At 62.4% G+C, this 23,176-nt stretch carries 24 protein-coding genes; 11 read left to right on the forward strand and 13 right to left on the reverse strand.

What is annotated here, in order from left to right:
* Nucleotides 1–50 precede the first annotated feature (50 nt).
* Together hfq and hflX are read left to right on the forward strand one after the other, a co-directional pair.
* Complete coding sequence (gene hfq / locus FJ938_RS26135) at nucleotides 51–296, forward strand: RNA chaperone Hfq (RefSeq protein ID WP_006202172.1); 246 nt, start codon at nucleotides 51–53, stop codon at nucleotides 294–296.
* Entirely contained in the window at nucleotides 297–1,688 is a 1,392-nt protein-coding gene (gene hflX / locus FJ938_RS26140) for a GTPase HflX (protein ID WP_140698881.1), read from the forward strand.
* A 59-nt stretch (nucleotides 1,689–1,747) separates the two neighbouring features.
* Here the strand turns inward: hflX and mazG are convergent, their stop codons facing one another.
* Both mazG and FJ938_RS26150 read right to left on the reverse strand, forming a co-directional pair.
* Entirely contained in the window at nucleotides 1,748–2,572 is an 825-nt protein-coding gene (gene mazG, locus FJ938_RS26145; protein WP_140698883.1) for a nucleoside triphosphate pyrophosphohydrolase, read from the reverse strand.
* Nucleotides 2,573–2,652: 80 nt separating this feature from the next.
* Complete coding sequence (locus tag FJ938_RS26150) at nucleotides 2,653–3,837, reverse strand: amino acid aminotransferase (RefSeq protein WP_140698885.1); 1,185 nt, start codon at nucleotides 3,835–3,837, stop codon at nucleotides 2,653–2,655.
* Between the two features lie 131 nt (nucleotides 3,838–3,968).
* Between FJ938_RS26150 and FJ938_RS26155 the strand changes: the two genes are divergently transcribed.
* The 5 genes from FJ938_RS26155 to FJ938_RS26175 all read left to right on the forward strand — a co-directional run bounded on the left by FJ938_RS26155 (nucleotide 3,969) and on the right by FJ938_RS26175 (nucleotide 7,770).
* Nucleotides 3,969–4,562: a histidine phosphatase family protein gene (locus FJ938_RS26155; RefSeq protein ID WP_140698887.1), complete on the forward strand. Its 594-nt coding sequence runs from the start codon at nucleotides 3,969–3,971 to the stop codon at nucleotides 4,560–4,562.
* A 131-nt stretch (nucleotides 4,563–4,693) separates the two neighbouring features.
* Nucleotides 4,694–5,215, forward strand: a complete 522-nt coding sequence (locus FJ938_RS26160; RefSeq protein WP_246673535.1) for a sigma-70 family RNA polymerase sigma factor — start codon at nucleotides 4,694–4,696, stop codon at nucleotides 5,213–5,215.
* Nucleotides 5,212–5,985: an anti-sigma factor gene (locus FJ938_RS26165; protein WP_140698892.1), complete on the forward strand. Its 774-nt coding sequence runs from the start codon at nucleotides 5,212–5,214 to the stop codon at nucleotides 5,983–5,985. Before FJ938_RS26160 ends, FJ938_RS26165 begins: the two co-directional genes overlap by 4 nt.
* 22 nt (nucleotides 5,986–6,007) lie before the next feature.
* The gene (locus tag FJ938_RS26170; protein WP_140698894.1) at nucleotides 6,008–6,724 is read left to right on the forward strand and encodes a Bax inhibitor-1/YccA family protein; all 717 of its coding nucleotides are present in this window, start codon (nucleotides 6,008–6,010) and stop codon (nucleotides 6,722–6,724) included.
* Between the two features lie 173 nt (nucleotides 6,725–6,897).
* Nucleotides 6,898–7,770 (forward strand): aldose 1-epimerase family protein, encoded by an 873-nt coding sequence (locus FJ938_RS26175; protein WP_246673537.1) that lies wholly within the window; start codon nucleotides 6,898–6,900, stop codon nucleotides 7,768–7,770.
* A 76-nt stretch (nucleotides 7,771–7,846) separates the two neighbouring features.
* Here the strand turns inward: FJ938_RS26175 and FJ938_RS26180 are convergent, their stop codons facing one another.
* The gene (locus FJ938_RS26180) at nucleotides 7,847–8,758 is read right to left on the reverse strand and encodes an agmatinase (RefSeq protein WP_140698898.1); all 912 of its coding nucleotides are present in this window, start codon (nucleotides 8,756–8,758) and stop codon (nucleotides 7,847–7,849) included.
* A gap of 296 nt (nucleotides 8,759–9,054) precedes the next feature.
* On the opposite strand from FJ938_RS26180, the gene FJ938_RS26185 reads away from it, so the two are divergent.
* Nucleotides 9,055–9,777: a GNAT family N-acetyltransferase gene (locus tag FJ938_RS26185; protein WP_246673539.1), complete on the forward strand. Its 723-nt coding sequence runs from the start codon at nucleotides 9,055–9,057 to the stop codon at nucleotides 9,775–9,777.
* A gap of 13 nt (nucleotides 9,778–9,790) precedes the next feature.
* On the opposite strand, the gene FJ938_RS26190 is transcribed toward FJ938_RS26185, so the two are convergent.
* From FJ938_RS26190 to FJ938_RS26220, 7 genes are all read right to left on the reverse strand, one after another.
* Nucleotides 9,791–10,609 (reverse strand): MBL fold metallo-hydrolase, encoded by an 819-nt coding sequence (locus tag FJ938_RS26190; RefSeq protein WP_140698902.1) that lies wholly within the window; start codon nucleotides 10,607–10,609, stop codon nucleotides 9,791–9,793.
* The gene (locus FJ938_RS26195) at nucleotides 10,606–11,406 is read right to left on the reverse strand and encodes a TatD family hydrolase (protein ID WP_140698904.1); all 801 of its coding nucleotides are present in this window, start codon (nucleotides 11,404–11,406) and stop codon (nucleotides 10,606–10,608) included. Before FJ938_RS26195 ends, FJ938_RS26190 begins: the two co-directional genes overlap by 4 nt.
* A complete protein-coding gene (gene metG, locus FJ938_RS26200; protein WP_140698908.1) occupies nucleotides 11,406–12,959 on the reverse strand; it encodes a methionine--tRNA ligase in 1,554 nt (517 codons plus the stop codon). Before metG ends, FJ938_RS26195 begins: the two co-directional genes overlap by 1 nt.
* Nucleotides 12,960–13,098: 139 nt before the next feature.
* Nucleotides 13,099–14,154 (reverse strand): DNA polymerase III subunit delta', encoded by a 1,056-nt coding sequence (locus tag FJ938_RS26205; RefSeq protein WP_140606881.1) that lies wholly within the window; start codon nucleotides 14,152–14,154, stop codon nucleotides 13,099–13,101.
* Complete coding sequence (tmk, locus tag FJ938_RS26210; protein ID WP_140606882.1) at nucleotides 14,151–14,825, reverse strand: dTMP kinase; 675 nt, start codon at nucleotides 14,823–14,825, stop codon at nucleotides 14,151–14,153. Before tmk ends, FJ938_RS26205 begins: the two co-directional genes overlap by 4 nt.
* An 82-nt stretch (nucleotides 14,826–14,907) precedes the next feature.
* Nucleotides 14,908–16,071, reverse strand: a complete 1,164-nt coding sequence (locus tag FJ938_RS26215) for a D-alanyl-D-alanine carboxypeptidase family protein (RefSeq protein WP_140698911.1) — start codon at nucleotides 16,069–16,071, stop codon at nucleotides 14,908–14,910.
* A gap of 97 nt (nucleotides 16,072–16,168) precedes the next feature.
* A complete protein-coding gene (locus FJ938_RS26220; RefSeq protein WP_140698914.1) occupies nucleotides 16,169–17,395 on the reverse strand; it encodes a septal ring lytic transglycosylase RlpA family protein in 1,227 nt (408 codons plus the stop codon).
* A gap of 494 nt (nucleotides 17,396–17,889) precedes the next feature.
* On the opposite strand from FJ938_RS26220, the gene FJ938_RS26225 reads away from it, so the two are divergent.
* The 3 genes from FJ938_RS26225 (at nucleotide 17,890) to FJ938_RS30350 (ending at nucleotide 18,914) form a co-directional block, all read left to right on the forward strand.
* Nucleotides 17,890–18,315 carry a hypothetical protein gene (locus FJ938_RS26225; protein WP_140698917.1) on the forward strand — a complete coding sequence of 142 codons (426 nt, stop codon included), beginning with the start codon at nucleotides 17,890–17,892 and terminating at the stop codon, nucleotides 18,313–18,315.
* A 61-nt stretch (nucleotides 18,316–18,376) separates the two neighbouring features.
* Nucleotides 18,377–18,700 (forward strand): hypothetical protein, encoded by a 324-nt coding sequence (locus FJ938_RS26230; protein ID WP_140698920.1) that lies wholly within the window; start codon nucleotides 18,377–18,379, stop codon nucleotides 18,698–18,700.
* A gap of 82 nt (nucleotides 18,701–18,782) precedes the next feature.
* The gene (locus FJ938_RS30350; RefSeq protein WP_281407067.1) at nucleotides 18,783–18,914 is read left to right on the forward strand and encodes a hypothetical protein; all 132 of its coding nucleotides are present in this window, start codon (nucleotides 18,783–18,785) and stop codon (nucleotides 18,912–18,914) included.
* A 70-nt stretch (nucleotides 18,915–18,984) separates the two neighbouring features.
* Here the strand turns inward: FJ938_RS30350 and FJ938_RS26235 are convergent, their stop codons facing one another.
* Genes FJ938_RS26235 through FJ938_RS26245 form a run of 3 tightly spaced genes read right to left on the reverse strand, consistent with a single transcriptional unit; the run spans nucleotide 18,985 to nucleotide 22,829 of the window.
* Complete coding sequence (locus FJ938_RS26235) at nucleotides 18,985–20,292, reverse strand: HlyD family type I secretion periplasmic adaptor subunit (RefSeq protein WP_140698924.1); 1,308 nt, start codon at nucleotides 20,290–20,292, stop codon at nucleotides 18,985–18,987.
* A complete protein-coding gene (locus FJ938_RS26240; RefSeq protein ID WP_140698927.1) occupies nucleotides 20,292–22,040 on the reverse strand; it encodes a type I secretion system permease/ATPase in 1,749 nt (582 codons plus the stop codon). Before FJ938_RS26240 ends, FJ938_RS26235 begins: the two co-directional genes overlap by 1 nt.
* 24 nt (nucleotides 22,041–22,064) lie before the next feature.
* Nucleotides 22,065–22,829 carry a hypothetical protein gene (locus FJ938_RS26245; RefSeq protein ID WP_181169184.1) on the reverse strand — a complete coding sequence of 255 codons (765 nt, stop codon included), beginning with the start codon at nucleotides 22,827–22,829 and terminating at the stop codon, nucleotides 22,065–22,067.
* Nucleotides 22,830–23,176 lie beyond the last annotated feature (347 nt).

Consider the following 23,176-nt stretch of genomic DNA (forward strand, 5'->3'; position numbering starts at 1 on the left):
TTTGGCGCATTGGCTTGCAAACCGAAGGGGATCGGCGAAAGACAAGAACAATGGCGGAACGATCGCAAAACCTTCAGGACCTGTTCCTGAATTCAGTTCGCAAGAGCAAGAACCCGCTCACCATCTTTCTCATCAACGGCGTGAAGCTGACCGGCGTGGTCACTTCGTTCGACAATTTCTGTGTCCTTTTGCGCCGCGACGGTCACTCTCAGCTCGTCTACAAGCACGCCATTTCCACGATCATGCCGAGCCAGCCGGTTCAGATGTTCGATGGCGAGGAAAGCCAGGGCGCCTGATTGGCACGTGAGAAAGACGCGGACGGCACGGTCCGCGGAAAACCAGCGTACGATCCCGGGACGGAAGCCAAGGGTCCAACCCGGGCCGTTGTCATCGTCCCGGTCCTGACCCGCCAGCCACGCAGTGACGACGAGACCAATCGTCCGCGGCTGACGCGTTCGGCCGACGCGCGCCACGACGAGGCGGTCGGCCTCGCCAGCGCCATCAATCTCGATCCGGTCCACACGGCTGTCGTGACCGTCAACGACCCGCGCCCGGCGACCTTGCTCGGCAGCGGCAAGGTCGAAGAGTTCGCCGAAATCGTCAAGGAGAACCACGCGGAGCTGGTCATCGTCGACCATCCGCTGACCCCGGTGCAGCAGCGCAATCTGGAAAAGGAATTCAACGCCAAGGTGCTGGACCGCACCGGCCTAATCCTGGAAATCTTCGGCGAGCGCGCCCGCACCAAGGAAGGCACGCTGCAGGTCGAGTTGGCGCATCTGAACTACCAGAAGGGCCGGCTCGTGCGCAGCTGGACCCACCTTGAACGCCAGCGCGGTGGCGCCGGGTTTCTCGGCGGCCCCGGCGAAACGCAGATCGAGTCCGACCGGCGGCAGCTGCAGGAAAAGATCATCAAGCTGAAGCACGAGCTGGAAACAGTGCGGCGCACACGCGACCTGCACCGGGCCAAGCGCAAGAAGGTGCCGTTCCCGGTGGTGGCGATCGTCGGCTACACCAATGCCGGCAAGTCGACGCTGTTCAACAAGCTGACCGGGGCGGGGGTGTTGGCGCAGGACATGCTGTTCGCCACGCTCGATCCGACGCTTCGCCGCGTGCGTCTGCCACATGGCACGCCGATCATCCTGTCGGACACTGTCGGTTTCATCTCCGACCTGCCGACGCATCTGATCGCCGCTTTTCGCGCCACTCTGGAAGAGGTGGTCGAGGCCGATCTCGTCATCCATCTGCGCGATATTTCCGATCCCGACACGGCAGCGCAAGCCGAGGACGTCGAGCGCATCCTGGCCGACCTTGGCGTCGATGCCAGTGACACGAAGCGTGTGATCGAAGTCTGGAACAAGATCGACCGACTCGACGAAGGCAACAGGAGCCGGCTGCTTGCCGATGCAGCCGACGGCATCAAGGGTCCGCCGATCGCCATATCGGCGGTGACCGGCGAAGGCATCGAAGCGCTGAAGGCGATCATCGAGACACGGATGGCCGGCGAGATCGAGGACCTGACGGTGACGATCGAGCCAGCCCAATTCGGTCTTGTCGATTGGCTTTACCGCAATGGCGATGTCGTTTCGCGCACCGACAATGATGACGGCAGCGCCACCATCTCGTTCAAGGCCACGCGGAGCGCCCGCGAAGAGATAGAGAGCCGATTGCGCCGCAAAAACAACGGGTAGACCGGAGCAATTCCAGGAAAAGTGTAGCCTTTCCCGTCTGGAATTGCTGGCCTATAAACCTACTTTACACCCTTCGCTTCCTGCCAGAGCGCTTCCATCTCCGCCAGATCAGCGTTTTCCAGCGTGTTGCCGGACTTTTCCAGGGCCTGCTCGACATAGTGGAAGCGCGACCGGAATTTTTCGTTGGTGCCGCTCAACGCGGCTTCCGAATCGAGCTTGAGGTGCCGGCCGAGGTTGACGACGGCAAACAGCATGTCGCCGAACTCATCCTTGATCGACGCCGTGTCGCCCTTGGCCAGCGCTTCGCGCAGTTCGCTGATCTCTTCCTCGATCTTGTCGAGGATCGGGGCCGCCTCGCTCCAGTCGAAGCCGACACGGGCAGCTTTCTCCTGAAGTTTCAACGCCCGCGTCAGGGCGGGCAGGGCGACTGGAACGCTGTCCAGAAACCCCTTGCCGTTCTCTTCGGGGTCGAGGCCGCGCGCGAGGCGAGCCTGCCGCTTCTCAGCCTTCTCCTGTGCCTTGATCTTTTCCCACATGCCTTTGGCCATGCCGGCGCTGCGGGCCTTCTCGTCGCCGAAGACATGCGGGTGGCGGCGGATCATCTTGGTGGTAATGGCCCGGACCACGTCGCCGAAGGCGAATTCGCCGGCTTCCTCGGCCATTTGCGCGTGATAGACGACCTGCAGCAGGAGGTCGCCGAGCTCGTCGCGCAGATCGTCGAGGTCGCCGCGCGCGATGGCATCCGCCACCTCATAGGCCTCTTCGATCGTATAGGGCGCGATGCTCGAGAAATCCTGCTCGATATCCCACGGGCAGCCCGTCTTCGGCGCGCGCAGTGCCGCCATGATCTCGATCAGGCGCGAAATGTCTTTCGATGGCGTCATGGTAGCGGATGCTATCCTGCGGCCGCCGCGCGGCCAATGCTGTCAGCCGGCGAGGGCGCCTTGTCCACGGGTGAGCCGCTTCAGTCGAGTACGGAGACGATGGCCTTGGCGAGGTCATCCATGCCGTCCTCGGGCAGTCCGGCGACATTGATGCGGCTGTCGCCGACCATGTAGACGCCATGTTCGGTGCGCAGCCGCTCGACCTGCGCTTCCGTGAGGCCAAGCCGCGAGAACATGCCGCGATGGCTGGCGACGAAGTCGAAGCGGTCGGAGTTGGATTGCCGCCGCAGTGCCTCCGCAAACTGGACACGAAGACGGAGCATGCGCAGGCGCATCTCTTCCAGCTCTGCTTCCCAGTCGGCACGCAAGGCGGCGTCTTCCAGCACGATGCGCACTGCCGCCCCCCCATGGTCCGGCGGCATCGAATACATGGCGCGTGCCGCCGACAACATCTGGCTCATCGCCACATCGGCCTGCGCGCCGTCCCTGGCCAGCACCATTGCCGCACCGACACGATCGCGGTAGACGGCAAAATTCTTCGAGCAGCTCGAGGCGACAACCATTTCTGGAACTTTCGCCGCCAGCAGCCGCAAGCCGAGGGCGTCGGCCTCAAGACCGTCACCGAAGCCCTGGTAGGCGATGTCGACAAACGGCAGCAGGCCGTGCTCGACGACCAGTTCGGCAACGGCAGCCCACTGGGCAGCATCCAGGTTGGCGCCGGTCGGGTTATGGCAGCAGCCATGCAGCAGCACCACGTCGCCGCTCTTGGCCGTCCGCAGCGCCGCCAGCATGTCGTCGAAACGAACCGCGCCCGAGGCCGCATCGAAATAGGGGTATTCGCGGATCTGCAGCCCGGCGGCGCGCATCACCGGCATATGGTTCGGCCAGGTCGGGTTCGACAGCCAGACGGTTGCGTCCGCGCGCGTCCGCTTGAGCAGTTCCGCCACAAGCCGCAGCGCCCCGGAGCCGCCGGGCGCCTGTGCCGCACGAATGCGCGACATGTCCGCGCCCGGGCCGAAGGCGAGCTTGGCCATCACCATGTTGAACCCGGTGTCGCCGGCAAGTCCGAGATAGGTCTTGGTATCCTGGTCCTGCAGCAGCCGCTTTTCGGCTTCGCGTACGGCACGCATTACCGGCGTCTTGCCGTCGCGATCCTTGTAGACGCCGACCCCGAGGTCGACTTTGTTGGGACGCGGATCCGCGCGATAGAGGCCGATCAGGGCAAGAATCTTGTCGGCGGGAGCTGGCTGAAGATCTTCGAACATCGCTATGGTTCCGTTGGCGCGGCGGAGTGATACGCAAATCGAGCACGCTTCACCAGCGGTTTTGGTTACATCAAGGCAAAAACCGGCACCTGACCGTGCCGCTTTCAACGGCTCGAGGGAAAGCACGCTCTATGCTCGTACGGCTGACGATGATCTGCAACGGTGCCACGGCCGCGACCCGGCAGGGTGCGTTCCCGGAGGATGAGCCGCTGGAGCCGCGATCGCTGACGCTGGCGAAGGCTATGCGCGGAACATTGCGCCGTGCCGACCGCGTGTGGACAGCCCCGGCGCTTCGTGCCCGGCAGACCGCCGAGGCGCTGGCGTTGGATGCATCGGTTGAACCGCTTCTGGCCGATCGGTACCATGGCCGATGGGCTGGCAGGCGTTTCGAGGACGTGCAGGCGGAGCAGCCCGCCGACATCACTACCTGGCTCACCGACCCCAATGCGGCGCCGCACGGTGGCGAGTCGCTTGCCGATGTCGCAGGCAGGGCTTCGGACTTGATGGGTCGACTGATCGCCGCGCATGGGCACACAATCGCGGTGACGCACGCCAGCATCATCCGCGCCGCGATCCTGCATGTGCTCGGTGCGCCGCTTACCGCCGGCGGGAAGATCGACATCGAGCCGCTCAGCATCACCGATTTTCGCAGCGACGGCCACAGGTGGGTGTTGCGTGCCTGCGGGGTAACTGCCCCAAAACCGGCAACACCACTTCGGGCCTGACAGCGCTCTACGAAGCCCGGGCGAGGCGAGGGCAACGGCGAACGATGTGCTCCGGCAAACCCGGATAATAATAATAGCGCTGCCGGGATTAAAATCCCCACATGCTCCGTAAACAGGGCATGAAACGGTCGATGCCACGCTTCGATATTGTTGGACAACTCGGGCCGCTGCGGCGTTACGCACAGTCACTGACGCGTAACAATGCGGAGGCCGAGGACCTCGTGCATGACGCGCTGGTGCGCGCCTATGAGCGGCGCGGCACCTTTCGCTCCGGCGGAAACCTGCGGGCGTGGCTGCTCTCGATCGTCCACAACGCGTTTGTTGACCGCATGCGCTCGCGCCGCTCGGAAGCGGTGCGTGTCGAACAGGCCAGATATCTTGCTGACGCCAGCGCACCGGCGCCGCAGGAGCATTCGGTGCGCCTGGCGCAGGTGCGGGACGCCTTTTTCAACCTGCCGGAAGAACAGCGTTCGGCGCTGCATCTGGTCGCCATCGAAGGGCTTTCCTGTCAACAGGCGGCCAATGCCACCGGCGTGCCGCTGGGCACGCTGATGTCGCGCATCGGCCGGGCACGCGCCGCCTTGCGCCAGATGGAAGACGCCGCCCCGGCGTGCGGCAAAAATCATCTCAGGATTGTGGGAGGCGACTCATGACCGCTCTTGTCGACCCCGTGACCGACACCGACCTCAATGCCTATGTCGACGACCAGCTTGATGTCACCCGCCGCATCGAGGTCGAGGCCTTCCTGTCGATCCGTCCGGAGGCGGCCGCGCGCGTAATGTCGGATCTCAGGACCCGCGATGAACTGCGTGTTGCGCTCGCCGGCTCCAAAGGCATGGCGCGGCCGGCGACCGCTGATGCGGCCCGCCGGTTGGAGAGGGGGCTTGCCCGCGGCCGAATCTTCGGCGTCTTGCAGCGCGCTGCCGCCGTTGCCGCCTTCGTTGCCGCCGGCTGGCTGGCGAACGGCATAATCGGGGCGATGTCTGTGACCAAGGTCATCGCTTCGCCGCAGCCGCCCGCCTATGTCGACGATGCGGTGCGGGCACACAGGACGACGCTGGTGCGCGAAACCATGCCGTCGCAGCCGGAAGCCCCCAATTACAATGCCGGCGAGATCCGGGCGGCGACCGCGATCGTCATGCCTTCGCTGCCCAAGGACTGGAAGGTGCGCGACGTGCAGATCTATCCGTCACGTTTCGGCCCGAGCGTCGAGATGGCGGTCGATACCACGGACATGGGCCTGGTGTCGCTGTTTGCGATCCGGCCGGGAACCTTCGACGTGATCAAGCCGTCCGTTGCGCCGTCGGGCGACATTTCCGCGGCCTACTTCCAGATCGGCGAAGTCGCCTATGCGGTGGTCGCGCGCAGCGGGGTTCATGATCTCGACCGCGCCGCCGAGACGCTCGCCAAAACGCTTTACTGACCGATTCACAAAGGAGCACCCAATGAATACCCCCAATCTGGGATACCGCGTGGGAACGGGCACCCAAACCGGTGCCATGTACGACGAGGGCCTGCGGCAGCACATGCTGCGCGTCTACAACTATATGGGTCTCGGCCTCGTGGTCACCGGCCTGGTCGCCTTCATGGTGTCGTCGACGCCGGCGCTCTATGTGCCGATCTTCTCCAGCCCGCTGAAGTGGGTGGTGATGCTGGCGCCGCTCGCATTCGTCATGCTGTTTTCGTTCAAGATGCAGACCATGTCGGCTGCCAGCGCCCAGGCGATGTTCTGGGCGTTCTGCGCGGTGATGGGCCTGTCGCTCGCCTCCGTGTTCCTGGTCTTCACCGGAACCAGCATCGCGCGCACCTTCTTCATTGCCGCCACCATGTTCGGTGCCACCAGCCTTTATGGCTACACGACCAGGCGCGATCTGACGCAGTTCTCGTCGTTCCTGATCATGGGCCTGATCGGCGTGGTGATCGCCAGCATCGTCAACATCTTCCTCGGCTCGACCGCGCTGCAGTTCGCCATCTCGGTGATCGGCATCGCTGTCTTCATCGGCCTGACCGCCTGGGACACGCAGACGATCAAGGAACAGTATGCCGAGAATTTCGATGCCGAATCTCGACAGAAGCTGGCCGTCTTCGGCGCCTTCTCGCTCTATCTGAACTTCATCAACATCTTCCAGCTGCTGCTGAATTTCACCGGCGAGCGCGAGTAACGACTGTCCGCTGTGGGCAAGGGCGAGGATTGTCGTCCTTGATGCGGAGAGGTGGCCGGAGGAGAAATCCTCCGGCCACAATTCGTTCCGGCAAGACCCGGCTACATCTTGAGTCCCCGAGAGCTTTTGCTAGTCTGCGCGCCGCACCAGCCTTCAACATCGCGCGAGGACATGTGGCAGACAGCCAAACGCTTCATGGCGACGGCATCTCGGCTGTTATAACCGGCCAGGGTGCCGAACTGGTTTCGCTACGGGATGCGCAGGGGTTTGAGTTCCTGTGGCAGGCCGGACCAGCCTGGCGCCGCCATTCTCCAGTGCTGTTCCCGATCATCGGCCGGCTGAAGAGCGACCAACTGCGCCATCGCGGCAGGACCTATCCGATGACGCAGCACGGCTTCGCGCGCGACAAGCCTTTCGACTGGGCGGAGAGGGGACCTCGATCCTGTACGTTGGTTCTCACCGACGATCCCGACACGCGTGCGCACTACCCCTTCGCCTTTCGGTTGGCCGTGACCTACACGCTGGAGCCTCAGCAGCTCCGTGTGACCTTCGAGATCACCAATACTGGTGACGAGCCGTTACCGGCCTCGATCGGCGCACACCCGGCATTCAACTGGCCGTTGTTGCCGGAAGTACCCAAGGAGGCCTACCGGCTGACCTTTGCCGAGGCCGAACCGGCGCCGATCCGCCGGCTCAAGGATGGCCTGCTGCTCCCGCAGTCGTGGCCAACACCGATCAAAGGCAGAACACTGACGCTCTCCGAACGGCTGTTCGACGACGACGCCGTCATCCTGGATCAGCCTGCCGGCACCAGCGTGCGCTATGGGGCCGAGCGTGGTCCGGCGATCGAAATGACATGGCTGGGATTTGAGGAACTGGGCATCTGGTCAAAGCCGGGCGGTGCCCCGTTCCTGTGCATCGAACCCTGGCACGGTATCGCGAGCCCGGTGGACTTCGACGGCGAGTTCCGCGACAAGCTTGGCGTCATGCTGATCGCGCCTGCCGCCAAACACGTTCTGACATATCAGATCCGCATAGTCGAGTGAGCAGGGCGCCGATGAGGTTGGTGATGAACCCTTCCTTTTTGGACCGCTTTTTTTAAATCAGTGCAAGAGCGAGGTTTCAAACCTGCCGGGCGACGGTGCCGATCACATTGACGAGAAGGCGCGCGGCGGTCAGCGCCGACAGGCCGTCAATGTCGGCGGGCGGATAGAACTCGACGAGATCGAATCCGGCGATCCTGGCCCGCTTGCCGAGACCCGCCATCAGATCGATCACCTGCGTGTAGGTGAGGCCGCCGGGCGTGCGCGCCGCCACGCCCGGCATGATGCCTGGGTCGATGCTGTCGCAATCGAGGGTGACGACGACCCGCGCTCCTTCCGGAATATGCCGAAGGGCGGCTTCGACGCCCTGGGCGTGAATCTGGCGTGCGGTCACGAAACGGCTGCCATAGCGCTGTGCCGCTTCGACGTCGGCGATACGTGCGCTGCCGACGCTGCGCAGGCCGACCTGTACGATGCCGGCGACATGCGTCATCTCGCTCGCACGATGCATCGGGCTGGAATAGCCGTAGCGTTCGCCATGGACCTCGTCGCGCCAGTCGATATGGGCGTCGATCTGCAGGACCCAGATCGGTCCATGGTCGGCAAAGCTGGCGAGGAAGGGAATGGTCACGGAACAGTCGCCGCCGAGCAGGATGGGCACGCCTGGCAAGGACAGGATCTCGCGCGTCTTTGCCTCGATACGGGCCCGGTTGCCGGCATTGTCGTGCAGGATGGTCAAGATGTCGCCGGCGTCGATGCAGCAGATCGCCTTGCTGTCGAACAGCGGCCCGCCGAGATCGAAATCCCAGTGCTCGATGAGTGCGGCATCGTCCTGGCTCGCGGCCCGGATCGCGTCGGCGGCCAAGGCATGGCCGCTGCTGTCCTTGCCTGGATAGGTGCTGCCGTGGCCGGCTCCGAAGATAACCGCCCGGGGCGTCTGGCCACCAGCGTGGTGATCGGGAAAGCCCAGGAACGAGGTCGATACGGTCATGATGAACTTTGGAGCCGAACGTGTGCAGGATGGTTGGGATCGGACGAAATCCTACGCCAAGCCGTTCAGGGCGCAAGGTGCCGGCCCGCGCAAGATCGCCAGCGGCGGCTCTTCCACAACCACGTCCGAAAGTCGCATAAGATAGATTATGGAACTTAAACATTTCCCGACGGCTGAGAATTGCCGCTGATTTTCATGGGTTTGGCATCGATCGATGCGTGTTGCCTTGAGCTGATGGCCAACGCTACGCTGCGTGAATGACGACAGCAAGGCGTGAGATCGAAGTGGCGATTGAAGTGTTCGTGCATGGCTACAGCACGGGCAGAAGCCGAACCTTTCCCTACGAAGCCAGCCGCGTCGGACCATTGTGGCTGATGCGCGATGCCGAGCGCAAGAATCCTCGCGACTATCGCAGCGAGGAATGGGTCGTCCATGACGTCGCCGCCGAGGAAGCTGATGCGATCGTGCGGCAGCATGCGCGGCCGGGTTTTGCTGTTTCCGTCGTGATCGCGAACGACGAATCGGATGGACCAGCCCGAACCGCCTACAAAGCGCTCGGCTATCGGCTGCTGCGGACGGAAGGCTTTTTCGTTCAGCCACTGCGCTGGATACCGAGCCCACCAGCTCTCGTCTCGATCGAACGTGTGCGCACAGCCGAACGGGCCGCGCAGTTGGGAAAGATCATGCGCAGGCGGCCGATCGCGACCGATCTGCTCGGCGACGGCGCGCCGTTCCGCCAGTATGTGGCGGTCGAAGGCGACGATATCGTTGGGCGCGTCCGCAGCGTGGACGCTGTCGGCGCAACCTGGTGCGCGGACATGTATGTCGAGCCTTCACAACGGCGTCGCGGCATCGGCAAGGCGCTGATGGCTAAAATGCTGCACGATGACCAGGTCCGTGGGTCGCGATGCTCGGTATTGATGGCGACCCACGCCGGAGCGCTGCTTTATCCCAGCATGGGCTATGAGCGGATTGGAATGCTGCTGATATTTGGCCCAAGGAGCCGAACGTCCTCATGAGGGACCGTTCGTATCACGCTGATTCATAGGGAATTTCGATCACCATGCCGTCATAGGCCGGGGTGACGTTAGCAGGCACTTCGCCCTTGACCGTGGCGTAGTCGAGCGGCACGTGCATGTGCGTCAGCACAGCCTGTTTCGGCGCCAGCTTTTCGATCCATTCAAGCGCCTGGCCCAGCGACAGGTGGCTCGGATGCGTCCTGTATTGCAACGCGTCGATGATCAGAACTTCAAGGTCGCGCAACCTTCGGACGGTGGCATCGGGAAAGTCGCTGACATCAGGGCAGTAGGCCAGCGTCCCGACGCGAAAGCCGAGCGAGATGATATCGCCGTGGATCTGTGGCAAAGGCTCGAGGATGAGGGCACCCCCCTCTCCCTCGATCACCACCGGCTTGGCGTGGTCGATGATATGGGCTTCGACGATCGGCGGATAGGAACTGCCTGCTGGCGTCTCGAAGCAATAGCCGAACGCCTGGCGCAGCCGCAGCATCGTTGGGTGGTCGGCGTGGATATCGATCCGCTGGCGCTGATCGAGGACGAAGCCGCGTAGATCGTCGATGCCGTGAATGTGGTCCGCGTGCGGATGGGTGTAGACGGCCGCGTCAATGCGCCTGACAGAGGCCATCAACATCTGCTGGCGGAAATCCGGTCCGGTGTCGATGACGACGGTCGTGCGATTGCCGTTCGCGGCGATCCGCTCGACCAGCGCTGCCGTGCGGGTGCGCCGGTTCCTTGGATTGTCCGGGTCGCATTTGCCCCAGTCGCCAGTGATGCGCGGCGTACCTGGCGACGAGCCGCAGCCGAGGACGGTGAGGCGTAGCCTGTCGCTCATGCGTTGGACGCCCGCTGGTCCGGGCGCGGTATTTTTCCAAACAGCCGAAAGAAGTTGTTCGTCGTCAACGCAGCGATTTCAGCGTCGCCGACCCCGATCGTCTCGGCCAGCACCTTGGCGGTTTGCGCGACATAGGCCGGCTCGTTGCGCTTGCCGCGGAATGGTACTGGCGCCAGGTATGGCGCGTCGGTTTCGACGAGCAGCCGGTCATGTGGCACATCGGCGGCGATGGCGCGCAATTCGGACGAATTCTTGAAGGTCAGTATGCCTGAGAACGACACATAGCCGCCAAGCGAAACGCCCACCTCGGCCAGCTGGCGACCCGACGAGAAACAGTGCAGGATGAAAGGAAAGGCACCCTTCCCCGTTTCCTGCTCGAGGATATCGGCCATGTCCTCGTCGGCGTCGCGCGAATGGATGACCAGAGGCAGTCCGGTTTCGCGAGCGGCGGCGATGTGGGCGCGAAAGCCCTGCGCTTGCGCATCGCGCGGCGCCTTGTCGTAGAAATAATCAAGCCCGGCCTCGCCGATCGCCACCACCTTGGGGTGAGCCGATAAACGGACAAGGTCGGCGGCAGTGACGTCCAGCTCTTCTGCGGCATTGTGCGGATGGGTGCCGACCGAGCAATACACTTCGTCGAAAGTCTCCGCGATTTCAAGAATTTGCTGAAATCGCTTCACACGGGTCGATATCGTCACCATGCGGCCGATGCCGGCCGCCACGGCGCGGGCGACAATGGCCGCCCGCTCCTCGGCGAAATCTGGAAAATCCAGATGGCAGTGGCTGTCGACGAGCATCAGGCGTTCGCGTCCGGCTGGTCGACGTAACGCGGAAACACACCTTCCGGCACGGGCAAGGCGGAACCCGATACAAGCGCATGGTCGGCGTGGACGTGCACGAAGTCGCGCCTGTCCGCCGGCACCGCCAGCAGGTCAAGCAGCTTCTTGGCCGATCCCGGAATGTAGGGCTGGCACAGCACCGCCACGCGCCGCACCACTTCGGCTGTCGTCCACAGCACCGTTTCCATGCGCTCCGGATTGGTCTTTTTCAGCGCCCATGGCTCCTGCCCGGCGAAATACCGATCAGCTTCCGCCACGACGCCGAAGATCGCCGCCAGCGCCAGATGGATGCCTTGTTCGGCCATCGCCTTGCGCGCGGTGGCAAGAGCGGCCGCCGCCTGATCCAGGATCGTGCTGTCGGCATCCGTCAGGTCGCCGCGCTTCGGCACCACGCCGCCGCAATTCTTGGCGATCATCGACAGCGAGCGCTGCGCCAGATTGCCGAGGCCGTTGGCGAGATCGGCGTTGGTGCGGTTCACGATCGCTTCATGGCTGTAGCTGCCGTCCTGGCCGAACGGCACTTCGCGCAGGAAGAAATAGCGTACCTGGTCGAGACCGTAATGCTCGATCATGGTGAACGGGTCGATGACGTTGCCGACCGATTTCGACATCTTCTCGCCGCGGTTGAACAGGAAGCCGTGGCCGAAAACGCGCTTCGGCAGCGGGATGCCGGCCGACATCAGGAAGGCTGGCCAATAGACCGCATGGAAGCGCACAATATCCTTGCCGATGATATGTGCATCGGCCGGCCAGAAGCGCCAATTGTCAGCCTTTTCATCGGGATAGCCGACACCGGTAATATAATTGGTCAACGCGTCGACCCACACATACATCACGTGCTTGTCGTCGCCAGGCACCGGCACGCCCCAATCAAAGGTCGTGCGCGAGATCGACAGGTCCTTCAGCCCCGATTTGACGAAGCTCATCACCTCATTGCGCCGCTCGGCCGGGCCGATGAAGTCGGGCTGGTTTTCATAGAGGGCAATGAGCTTGTCCTGATAGGCCGAGAGACGGAAGAAATAGCTCTCCTCCTCCACCCATTCGACAGGCGTGCCCTGTGGTCCATAGCGGACATTGTCGGGACGGACCTCCGTCTCCTCCTCGCCGTAATAGGCTTCGTCGCGCACCGAGTACCAGCCGGCATAGCCGCCCTTGTAGATGTCGCCACTGGCGTCCATCGCCTTCCAGATCGCCTGCGAGGACGCGTAATGTCGTTCTTCCGTGGTGCGGATGAAATCGTCATTGGAGGCGTTGAGCGCGGCCGCCATGCGCTTGAAGTCGGCCGAATTGCGGTCGGCCAGTTCGCGTGCCGAAATGCCTTCGCGCTTCGCCGTCTGCAGCATCTTGATTCCGTGCTCGTCGGTGCCCGTCAGGAAGAAGACTTGCTTGCCGTCGAGCCGCTGGAAACGGGCGAGCGCGTCGGTGGCGATTAGCTCGTAGGCATGGCCGATATGCGGCTTGCCGTTCGGATAGGAGATCGCGGTCGTGATGTAGAATGTGTCGCGTGACATGAATGAACCGTCATGAATGTCTGAATGGAAGCCGTGGCGGTGGATATCGCATCGGAATGGCGATTGCCATCCCGAGACCAATGCATGCCGCCAAAAGTGGCGCCGGTTTTTGGGGCAACGGCATGCATCAAAAAGGCCGTCACATTCGCATCGCAGACTTCAGGCGGTCGATCATGGTCAGGGCGTGCTGCTTCTTGTCGAGATTGTAGGTGTCGGTTTCAGATATAGCGTCCAGCGCCTCGTGCCAAGTGTCCGACAGCGCTTTGGCACGTGCAAGGTCTCCGTCCAGGGCAGCGCGGCTTGCAACGTCCGACAGAAGGTCGAGGGCACGGCGATTGAAGATGTCGAACTGGATCGCCTGATCGCGTCCGGCGACGGCCTCGGCAAGGCGGTAGGTTGCGCCGACGTCGCTCTTTCCTGCCGCCACAAGTGCATCGAGCGTCTGGGCGATCTCCAGCCCGCCATACTGGGTCAGCAGGATGGCGTTGCGGGCGCTGCCCCCTGCCCGTTCGACCAGTGCCGCCTGTGCTGCCGGATCATCCGGCGGCGGCGGCTCGGCGGTCTGCAGCACCGCCAGCAAATCGTCGGCATCGAGCGGCGTCATGCGTACCACCTGGCAGCGCGAGCGGATCGTCGGCAGCAGGCTGCCCGGCGCATGGACGATGAGAATGAACAGCGTTCTTGCCGGCGGCTCCTCGAGGTTTTTCAGCAAGGCGTTGGCGGCATTGGCATTCATGTCGTCGGCGGGATCGACGATCACCACCCTGTAGCTGCCGTCATGCGAGGTCAGCGACAGGAAGCGGCTGACCTTGCGGATCTCGTCCACGGTGACGACGGTCTTGAAGCTCTTGGTCTTATCGTTCAGCGGACGGGTCAGGTGCAGCACGCCGGGATGTGCGCCGGTTGCGATCTGGCGAAACAGCGGCGACGCCGGATCGGGCACGGCAAGCCTTTCCGGGGCCTGATCGAAGGCCGGGTATTTCAACAGATGATGCGCAAGATGGAAGGCCAGCGTCGCCTTGCCGATGCCTACCGGTCCGGCGAAGATCAGCGCATGCGGCAGCTTTCCCGACCGATAGGCGGCGGCGAGCATGCCGGCCGCCTGCCCGTGTCCGACAAGACGGGGCGTTTCGGCGGGCTCGGGTACGCCGTCCAGCGTATCGTGCTGTTCCGGCGCGATGCGTTCGAAGATCATACCGGTGCGGCCTGCCTGTTGCGCGCGGGTGCCCTCGCCTCGAGTGCCGCGAACACGGCCGCGGTGACGACATCCTCCACCGTGTTTGGATCGGCCGACGCGTCGACGACGATGCAGCGTCCCGGCTCGGCCGCGGCGATGGCCAGGAAGGCATCACGCCGGGCCTGATGGATGGCGAGCGTCTCCTTTTCGAAGCGGTCGGCGCCCGCGTCGCTGCCGCGCCGCAGCGTCGCGCGCCTGAGGCCCTCGGCCGGATCGATATCGAAGATCAGCGTCATGTCCGGCATCATGCCGTTGATCGCGACCTGCTCCAGCGTTTCCATGAACGCCGGATCGATTCCACCGGTAACGCCTTGGTAGACACGCGAGGAATCCAGAAAGCGGTCGCACAACACGATGGTGCCGCGCTCGACCGCGGGTCGGATGACCTGCTCGACATGGTCGGAGCGCGCGGCGGCGAAGAGCAGCGCTTCCATCTTCGGCCCGAATGGCTCTGCGGCGCCTGAAAGCAGCACATGCCTGACCGCTTCGGCGCCTGGCGAGCCGCCCGGTTCGCGCGTGAGCAGGACATCGTACTTCTTGGCGCGCATCTTTCTCGCCAGCCGCTCGATCTGCGTCGACTTGCCTGCGCCCTCGCCGCCTTCGAAGGTGATGAAAAATCCGCGCGCCAATCGAAAGAGCCCTTGTCCATGTTGGAGTGGATTGTTGCGCTCTAGATAGTCCGCGTTCGGGAAAACGTCCATGCCGTCGGTGCTATCGCAGCCAGCCGATCGCGAGTTCCTTGACGGCATCGAGTGCGCGCTGCGGCAAGGTGCCGACACTGATCGACTCGGCGGCGAAGAGTGGCGTCTCCTGGCTCAGCGTATCGCCGATCCAGACGCGCAGCGCGCCCACCGGCTGCCCTGCCTCCACCGGAGCGGCGACCGGGCCGGTGTAGACGATCCGGGCCGTCAGCTTGTCACGGTTGGTGATCGGCAGGAAGATGTCGATCGGCCCTTTTGCCTTCAGCGTCACGCCGGATTTCGCCCCGCCAAAAACCTGGGCCTCGCCGATCACCTCGTCCCTGGCGAATATCTCGGTCTTCTCGAAGGACCGCGCGCCCCAGTCGAGTAGCTTGCGCGCCTCTTCGGCGCGTTCCTTGTCGTTGGCAAGCCCGCTCATCACCGCGATCACCCGGCTGCCGTTGTGGCTGGCCGAAGCGACGATACCGAAGCCGGCCGCCTCGCTGGCACCGACAACCAGGCCATCGGCGCCGATGTCCATGGCCAAAAGCGGGTTACGGTTTTTCTGGGTGATCTTGTTCCAGGTGAAATCCTTCAGCCCATAGTAGCGATAGTAATCCGGGTAATCGCGCCACAAATGCAGGGCAAGCTGGGCCAGCTCGCGCACCGTCGTCTGCTGGCCGTCCGCCGGCAGACCGGTCGAATTGACGAAAGTCGATGTCTTGAGGCCGATCTGGCGGGCGCGTTCGGTCATCTGCGCGGCAAAATTGTCCTCGGACCCAGCCATGCCTTCGGCGATGACGATGCAGCCGTCATTGGCAGCCTGTACGGTCACGCCCTGGATCAGGTCCTCGAGGCGGATCGCCGATTTGAGCTTGGCAAACATCGTCGACGTTCCCGACGGCGCGCCGCCCTTGCGCCAGGCGTTTTCGCTCACGACGAACGTGTCGTCGAGCTTGAGACGCCCGGACTTGAGGGCGTTGAAAACCACTTCCATGGTCATCAGCTTGGCCATTGAGGCCGGCGGGATCGGCTTGTCGGCATCTTTCGAAAACAGCACCGTGCCGGTATCGGCATCGATCATGAAGGCCTGTGCGGCCTTGGTCTCGAAAAGCTGTGCGCGGGCCGGGGTCAGAGAAAGCAGGAGACCGAGAAGAAGAACCCCGGCAAAAGGCTGAAGCAAGCGAAACTGCATGAAATTCGACCCGTTGGCCGGTCCCTCCGGCAAGCCAGCGAAACTATCCGGCTTTTTCCGGGACGGATCAACTGTTCAGTGGAATCCGTCTCGCGTATCAGTCGCGCACGGCCAGCGCATCGGGCGCGCCATGCGTCCACGCCGCCTGCAGCAATTCGTCCATGCCGCCGTGGCCGTCAGGATAGAGATTGACCGCATACCAGTCATTGCCGTCGAGATTGGAACGCTGGATCTCTATCCGGCCAAAGGGCTCGAGTGCGGCGGCCACGCGCTTGGCTTCAGCGGCATTGTCGAAGGTGCCGGCGGCGACATAGTCGGAATTGGACGCTGACGCCTTCGGATTGGATTTCTTCCACGACCGCAGGATGTCGGCCGGTGACATGCCGCTGTCGTCCAATGCGGCAAAAACATCCGCGCGCCGCACGCGTTCATCCGCATAGGACAGCGAAGCCACGGCGAACGGCGATCGCGGCGGCAGCATAATGTCCGGGCGCTCAGGCACGATCGGACCGAAATCGGGCAGTGCCACGTCGCCGAAAGCTGGCGCCTGCGCCGACAGGGCAGCCGGCTGAGCGAAGGCCGGGCCGGAATCCGTCATCTGGCCCGGGAACGGCGCGGCGGCAGCACCCACCGGCAGGCTCGGCGACGGTCCGTTCATGGCGACCATGACACCGCTCGGCAGGCCGTCCGATGGGTCCGGGCGCCTGTTGCCGGGGTGGTAGGAGGCCATCAGGTACTGGTCGTCATCGCCGTCGAGCGGCGCGCGCCCGACATATTCGACCTTCACCTCGGCGGTGCCGATATTGGCATAGTCGAGCATCTCCGCGGCACGCTGGGAAACGTCGATGATGCGGCCCTCGTGGTAGGGCCCGCGATCATTGACGCGGACGATGACCGAACTGCCGGTCTTGAGATTGGTGACGCGGGCATAGCTCGGCAGCGGCATGGTCGGGTGTGCCGCCGTCAGGTGCGCCACGTCGTAGACTTCGCCGTTGGCGGTCAGCCGGCCGTGGAAGGCATCACCATACCAGGAGGCCAAACCGACCTTGGCGTAGCGCTTTTCTTCCTTCGGATAATACCACTTGCCGCGAACCTGGTAGGGTTTGCCGAGCTGGTCGCGGCCGCCGCCACGCCGCATGAAGGCAACTCGCGGGCTGGCTTTCACGCCATATTCGGTTTCGGCGAAATATTCCTTGGATCGATGCTTGGGATTGACCATCGCCTTCGGCTGCGGCGACGCGCACGCCGCCAGCAAGGCAGCCGACACAGCAAACAGCGCAATCGTGGAAGCGCGACGAAGACGCGGGCGCGTCGCAGCCTGCATGTTCCTGAAATCCCCTACAGTCTCAATCAAAGATGCCGCCGTTTGACATCAGAGGAGCCAAAGCACTCACTCGACAATACCAAAGGCGACTAGAACCCCGATCCCTTTGTGCGCAGGAATTGTTTATCACGATATTAACCGATTGTGGCCGGAACCGGGCAAGATTGTGACGCTGCTTGCCGGGGATCGCCTGTCTGGGTCATGCGCGCTTCACGGAAGCCGGTTGACAGGTCTTTGCCAGGCACACTAGAGCAGTCGCCTGTGATGAACAGTCACTGGAGGGATGGCCGAGCGGTTTAAGGCACCGGTCTTGAAATTCGGTCATAGCAGTCCTCTCCCTCCCCTTACTGTCCCGCCGTGTCCTTATGTTTCAGTCATTTGCGCCGTTTGTTTTCCGGCGTGTCCTGCCCGGTTTTTGTTGGTGCTACCGAATTGGGTAGCAAAATGGTAGCAACGCATTCACTGTTCGTTCCAGAGATTATGAAGGAACTAAAATGGCATCGCTTGCGTATCACTACGAAACAATGGGGCGCCTTTTGGAGCATCTTGTCGCTGGAGGTTTGAGGCGGATTGATCTGGAAACCAGCGATGCGATGGACATCATGACGCACAGAATTGGCGATGAAGAAGAGGTGCTGGCGACATTCAATGACGTGGTCGTCTGGATGCTCGACGAAGGTTTGATAAGGGCGTCGAGCATTCAACAAACCGGGGAATTGACGACTGCCTTCAACGGGGTCCAACTCGCGTCCAAGGGTATTTCACTCATTCAACAGAAACCGGACGATAGCGAACTCGGAGGGAGTATCGAGGAAAAACTCACCGGGGGCAAGAAAGGTGAGCTTTCCACTTCCGTCTACGTGAAGATAGGTTCGTTCGTTGGCGGAGCAGTCGGCGGCTTCACTAAGGCCATCTCATAGCAGTTTCGAACGCGCACGGCCGAGTGGCGTCCCAATTATCGAAGGGTCAAAAGTCTCACAAATGAGCACACCCAACCTGCGAATACGCGACGAAGACACTATGCGAATGCTACGCGATGTGGAGCATCGCATTCGCGCAAGCGAGTTCTGGCGCGGCAAGCCGAAGGGCGCGGAAGCGGCCATCCGGAGGCTTTATCTGACAGGAGCCGGCGACTGTGGCGGGGCCGACTGGCCATCCGATGCGCCGCAAGACGAGATCGACGCCCGCATTGCGGCTGAACGTGCGCTGGTATGGAGATTCGCCGCCCTGTGGAGGCGCGATCCTGAGTTAGCGCGGACAGTGAACTGGCAATGGCTCAATGCGGAAGAAGAGCGGGTCGCCTAACGTGACAGCCATAAATCGAAGGAAAGCACCGCTACCCGTCGCGCATTTTGGAGGCCGTCAACAGCTTCAGGCGTGATCCCGCGTGATCCTAATCGACACCCACTGGCATTTCGACCACACTGACGGCAACGAGTGGCTGAGCGAAGAAGGCGCCGTCATTCTGACGCAGGAGAAGGCGCACAATCACCTTTTGTCCGCCCACAAGGTTCTGTGACTTGGAGTAGACGTCCGCCCTCCGTCCTTGGCTGGGGTACTTTCTTCGGCCTCAACCGGCACATCATTCGTCATTCCTCCCTGAACGCCCGCTTGATTTGATCACGCAAAGGCTTCACCAGATAGGACAGCATCGTTCGATCGCCGGTCGAAAAGAAAGCTTCCACCGGCATACCGGCCGCCAGGGTCAGACCTTTCAGTCTTGCAAGCTCGGTGCGCGGCAGGCTGACACGAACAGTGTAGAAGCCGGCGCCGCTTCGCTCGTCGACACTGAGGTCGGCCGAGATCTCGCTCACCCTGCCATTCAACTCTGGCGTCGTCCGCTGGTTGAAGGCAGAGAACCGCAGGGCTGCTACCTGGCCAAGCGAGAGCTGGTCTATGTCCTGCGGCGCGACACGTGCCTCGACAGTCAGTTCGTCTGCCACCGGCACGATAAACATGATGACTTCGCCCGGTGAAATGACGCCGCCGACCGTGTGAACGGCAAGCTGGTGAACCACGCCGTCTTGCGGACTACGAATATCGATCCGTTTCAACTGGTCTTCCGCCGCCACCTTGCGTTCGACGAATTCTGAGATTTTTGCCTCGACATCACGCAGATCGGTGGCGACCTCGCTGTGCAAATCCTGATCGACCTGGATGATCTGCAACCGGGTTTCCGCGATTCGACCTTTCGCTTGGGCAATCGATGCGGTCAGTTGCCCATGCTCACCCTCGAGCCGGACAGCATCACGCTCGAGCGCGGTCAAGCGGTCGATTGAAACAAGCTTCTTTTGCCAGAGGCTGCGAATGCTTTCGAGCTCTGTGCCGATGAGCTGGATTTCATGGTTCTTGGCCAATCGTTGTTCACTGAGGCCGGAGACCTCCTCCGAGAGCTGTGCGACACGCTCTTCCAGCTGCGCCTTTTGGCCAGCGCGGGCCTGCCTTCGAAATTCGAAGAGCGACTGCTCGCCTGCGATGGCGCGCTCAACGGTTGCATCGTCCTCCCGCGATGTCAGGGAGGATGGAAATACTATGGCTTCACTGCCATCGCGCTCGGCTTCAAGACGGGCCAGATGCGCTTCGAACTCATCTAGGCCCTTACTGACGATCGCCAGATTGGCTCGAGTGATCGTTTCGTCGAGACGCACAAGCACCTCGCCCGACTTCACGGCGCCGCCCTCCTTCACCAGGATTTGGCTGATCACACCGCCAGTAGGATGCTGCACCTTCTTGACATTGGAATCGACGACCAGCCTTCCAGAAGCGATCACTGCGCCTGATAGCTGGGTGACGGCAGCCAGCCCTCCCCCGCCTCCGACAAACAGGACGCAGGCGGCGACACCTCCAATCAGGTAGCGGCGAATGGTCCTTTCGACTGTCGGAACCGCGGCGGCCATCAGGACGCGTTCTCCTCGGCCGCAGGCACAACCTTCAAGGGGACACCAATCTGGCGGGTGACCTTGTTCAAAACCTCATTCTTAGGTCCACAGGCCTGGACACGGCCGTTCGCCATGACCAGAACCTGATCGAGGCTTGCCAACGCACTTGGCCGATGTGCCACGACAACAGCGATGCCACCCCGAGCACGCACGCCTTGGATTGCCTCCGTCAAAGCAGCCTCGCCTTCGGCATCGAGATTGGAATTGGGCTCGTCGAGAATGACAAGGAACGGATCGCCGTAGAGAGCCCGCGCAAGTGCCACTCTCTGCCGCTGTCCGGCAGACAGCGCCGATCCCGCCTCCCCGATCCGGGTTTCGTAACCTTCCGGAAGATGGACGACCAGATCATGGACACCGGCGGCGCGCGCTGCCGCCAGCACCTTGTCCGAGGGCGCCTGCGGCTCGAAGCGCGCTATGTTCTCAGCAATGGTACCGTCGAACAGCTGGACGTCCTGCGGCAGATAGCCGACATGCTTGCCGAGCTCTTCCGGCGACCACTGGTCGAGCGTCGCACCGTCCAGCCTGACGGTTCCACGCACCGGCAGCCAGACGCCGGCGATCGCCCTGACGAGTGAAGATTTTCCCGAAGCACTCGGCCCGATGATACCGAGCCCAGCGCCCTTTTCCAGCGCAAAGCCAGCATCCTGGACAACCAGGCGATGCTCCCCTGGCGGCGCCACACTGATGCCTTCGACAGCAAGACCAGATGATGGTGCCGGCAGCGAGACGCTTGACGAGGCCTCAGGAAGCAGAGCCAACAACTGGCTCAGCCGAGCCCATGCCTGCCGAGCACTGACGAAGCTCTTCCAATGCGCGATCGCGAGCTCGATCGGCGCCAGCGCCCGGCTCATCATGATCGAGCTGGCGATCATGATGCCGCCTGTCGCCTCCTGGTGGATAACGAGATAGGCGCCAATCCCCAAGATGCCCGACTGAAGCATCATCCGTAGAATCTTCGAGACGGTCCCGAGCGTTCCGGCCAGATCGCTCGCCTTGGCATTGGTGCCAAGATACTCGGCGTTGACGCTTGACCAGCGTTCAGCGATGCGCGAGCCAAAGCCCATCGCCTGAAGGACTTCGACATTGCGGCGCGTCGCTTCCGCAAGCGTATTGCGCGCAGCGGCTTGGCTGTTGGCCTTTTTGGCCGGCTCCCTTGTTCGAACCTCGGCAAGCAACGTCAGCCCGAAAAGAACAAGGGCGCCAGCCAATGCCGCCATGCCGATCCAGAAATGGAAGAGGAAGCAGATACCGAGATAGAGCGGCATCCACGGCAGGTCGAAAAGCGCCGTCGGTCCGGCGCTGGACAGGAACAAGCGGACTTGGTCGAGATCACGTAACGATTGCAAGCCGTCGCCCGCAAGCTTGGTGCGTAACGGCAGGCGCATGAGGGCGGCATAGACCCGCCCACTCATGCGCGCATCGAGCACCATGCCGATACGCACCAGAAGCCGCGACCGGATCAGCTCGAGGATACCCTGGAAGATGAAAAGCATTGCCGCAAAAATGGCGAGCCCGACAAGCGTCGGCACGCTGCGGCCCGGTATTACGCGGTCATAGACCTGCAGCATGAAGAACGAGCCGGTCAGCGCCAGGACATTGACGACGCCACTCATCAAGGCCACTCCCACAAACGCATGTCGGAAGGACGCCAGAACCGCTGCAAGCGTTGCTCGCGGCGGCTCTGATGAGTTGCGTTGCGTGGTCACCGTCACTTGACTCCCACCAAAATACTAGGCGGCGATAAACTGGAAATCGTCCTGGTGAAGGCTCGCCACGGCGACGTTCTTTAAGGTCAGAGTATTGCTGCCGTCATGGGCAATGACGGTGTCGGCCCCGACCTGGGTCGCCGCGGCAAGCACCGAGGCGAAGTCGGCAAACACGTCGTCGGCGAATTGGATGACATCCCCCGATCCGGCTCCGGCCACGAAGTCTGTGATCGTGTCCAGGCCGAAACCAGCCCGGAAGATGAAGGTGTCGCTGCCGATCCCGCCGGTTAGCGTATCGTTGCCGATGCCGCCGATCATGGTGTCGGCGCCGCCGCCGCCATTGAATGTTTCAGAGGCAATGCTTCCGGCCATGTAGTCATTATACTGCGTACCGATAACCTCCTCGATGTTCGACACCGTATTGACGCCGCCCGCGATAATTAGCGACCCAGCCGCGAGGTCGAGACTTACGCCAGAGCCAACAATGAGCGCAGAAAAATCGAGGGTGTCATGGTCGGCGCCGCCGTCGAAGACGTTGCCGTGAATATCGATCGTGACCGCCGCGTTTCCGGTGACGCTCAGCGCAAGGCTAAGTGTGTCGTCGCCATCTCCACCGCTCAAAAGGTTGTTCTGTATTTGAATGGTAAGTGAGCCGCCTGAACCTGATCCGCCACTAAGTGCGTATGTAAAAGAACCGTATGAATACCCACCCGAGCCGCCGGAAGCGCCGACATACGCGGATCCATGCACATCGATCTCGATCTGATCATTTCCCGCTCCGCCGAGCAACGAATTATCGTGAACGGCAACCGTCGCAAAACCGCTACTTCCACCGTTGCCACCTAAGGCGCCAGAGCCGCCATATCCTGGAGAGTCCGGATAAGGTGAAGGAACATCGGCGTAGTAGTTATATCCGCCGAATCCGCCCGCCCCTCCCGAGCTGCCAATTCCGCCAACAGCAGTCGCTTTGACGATTATTGCGTCGTCGCCTGTGCCTCCGTCCACGTGATTGTTGGCGATTTCTGCAGTTGCGGCACCGCCGCTTCCGCCGGCCCCTCCATGTGCTCCATTTCCCGCAGATCCGCCATACGACCAGCCACCAGCGCCCCCTCCACCGCCATGCCCACCCTCGCCAC

The sequence above is a fragment of the Mesorhizobium sp. B2-4-14 genome (assembly GCF_006442155.1).
Taxonomy (GTDB): Bacteria; Pseudomonadota; Alphaproteobacteria; order Rhizobiales; family Rhizobiaceae; genus Mesorhizobium.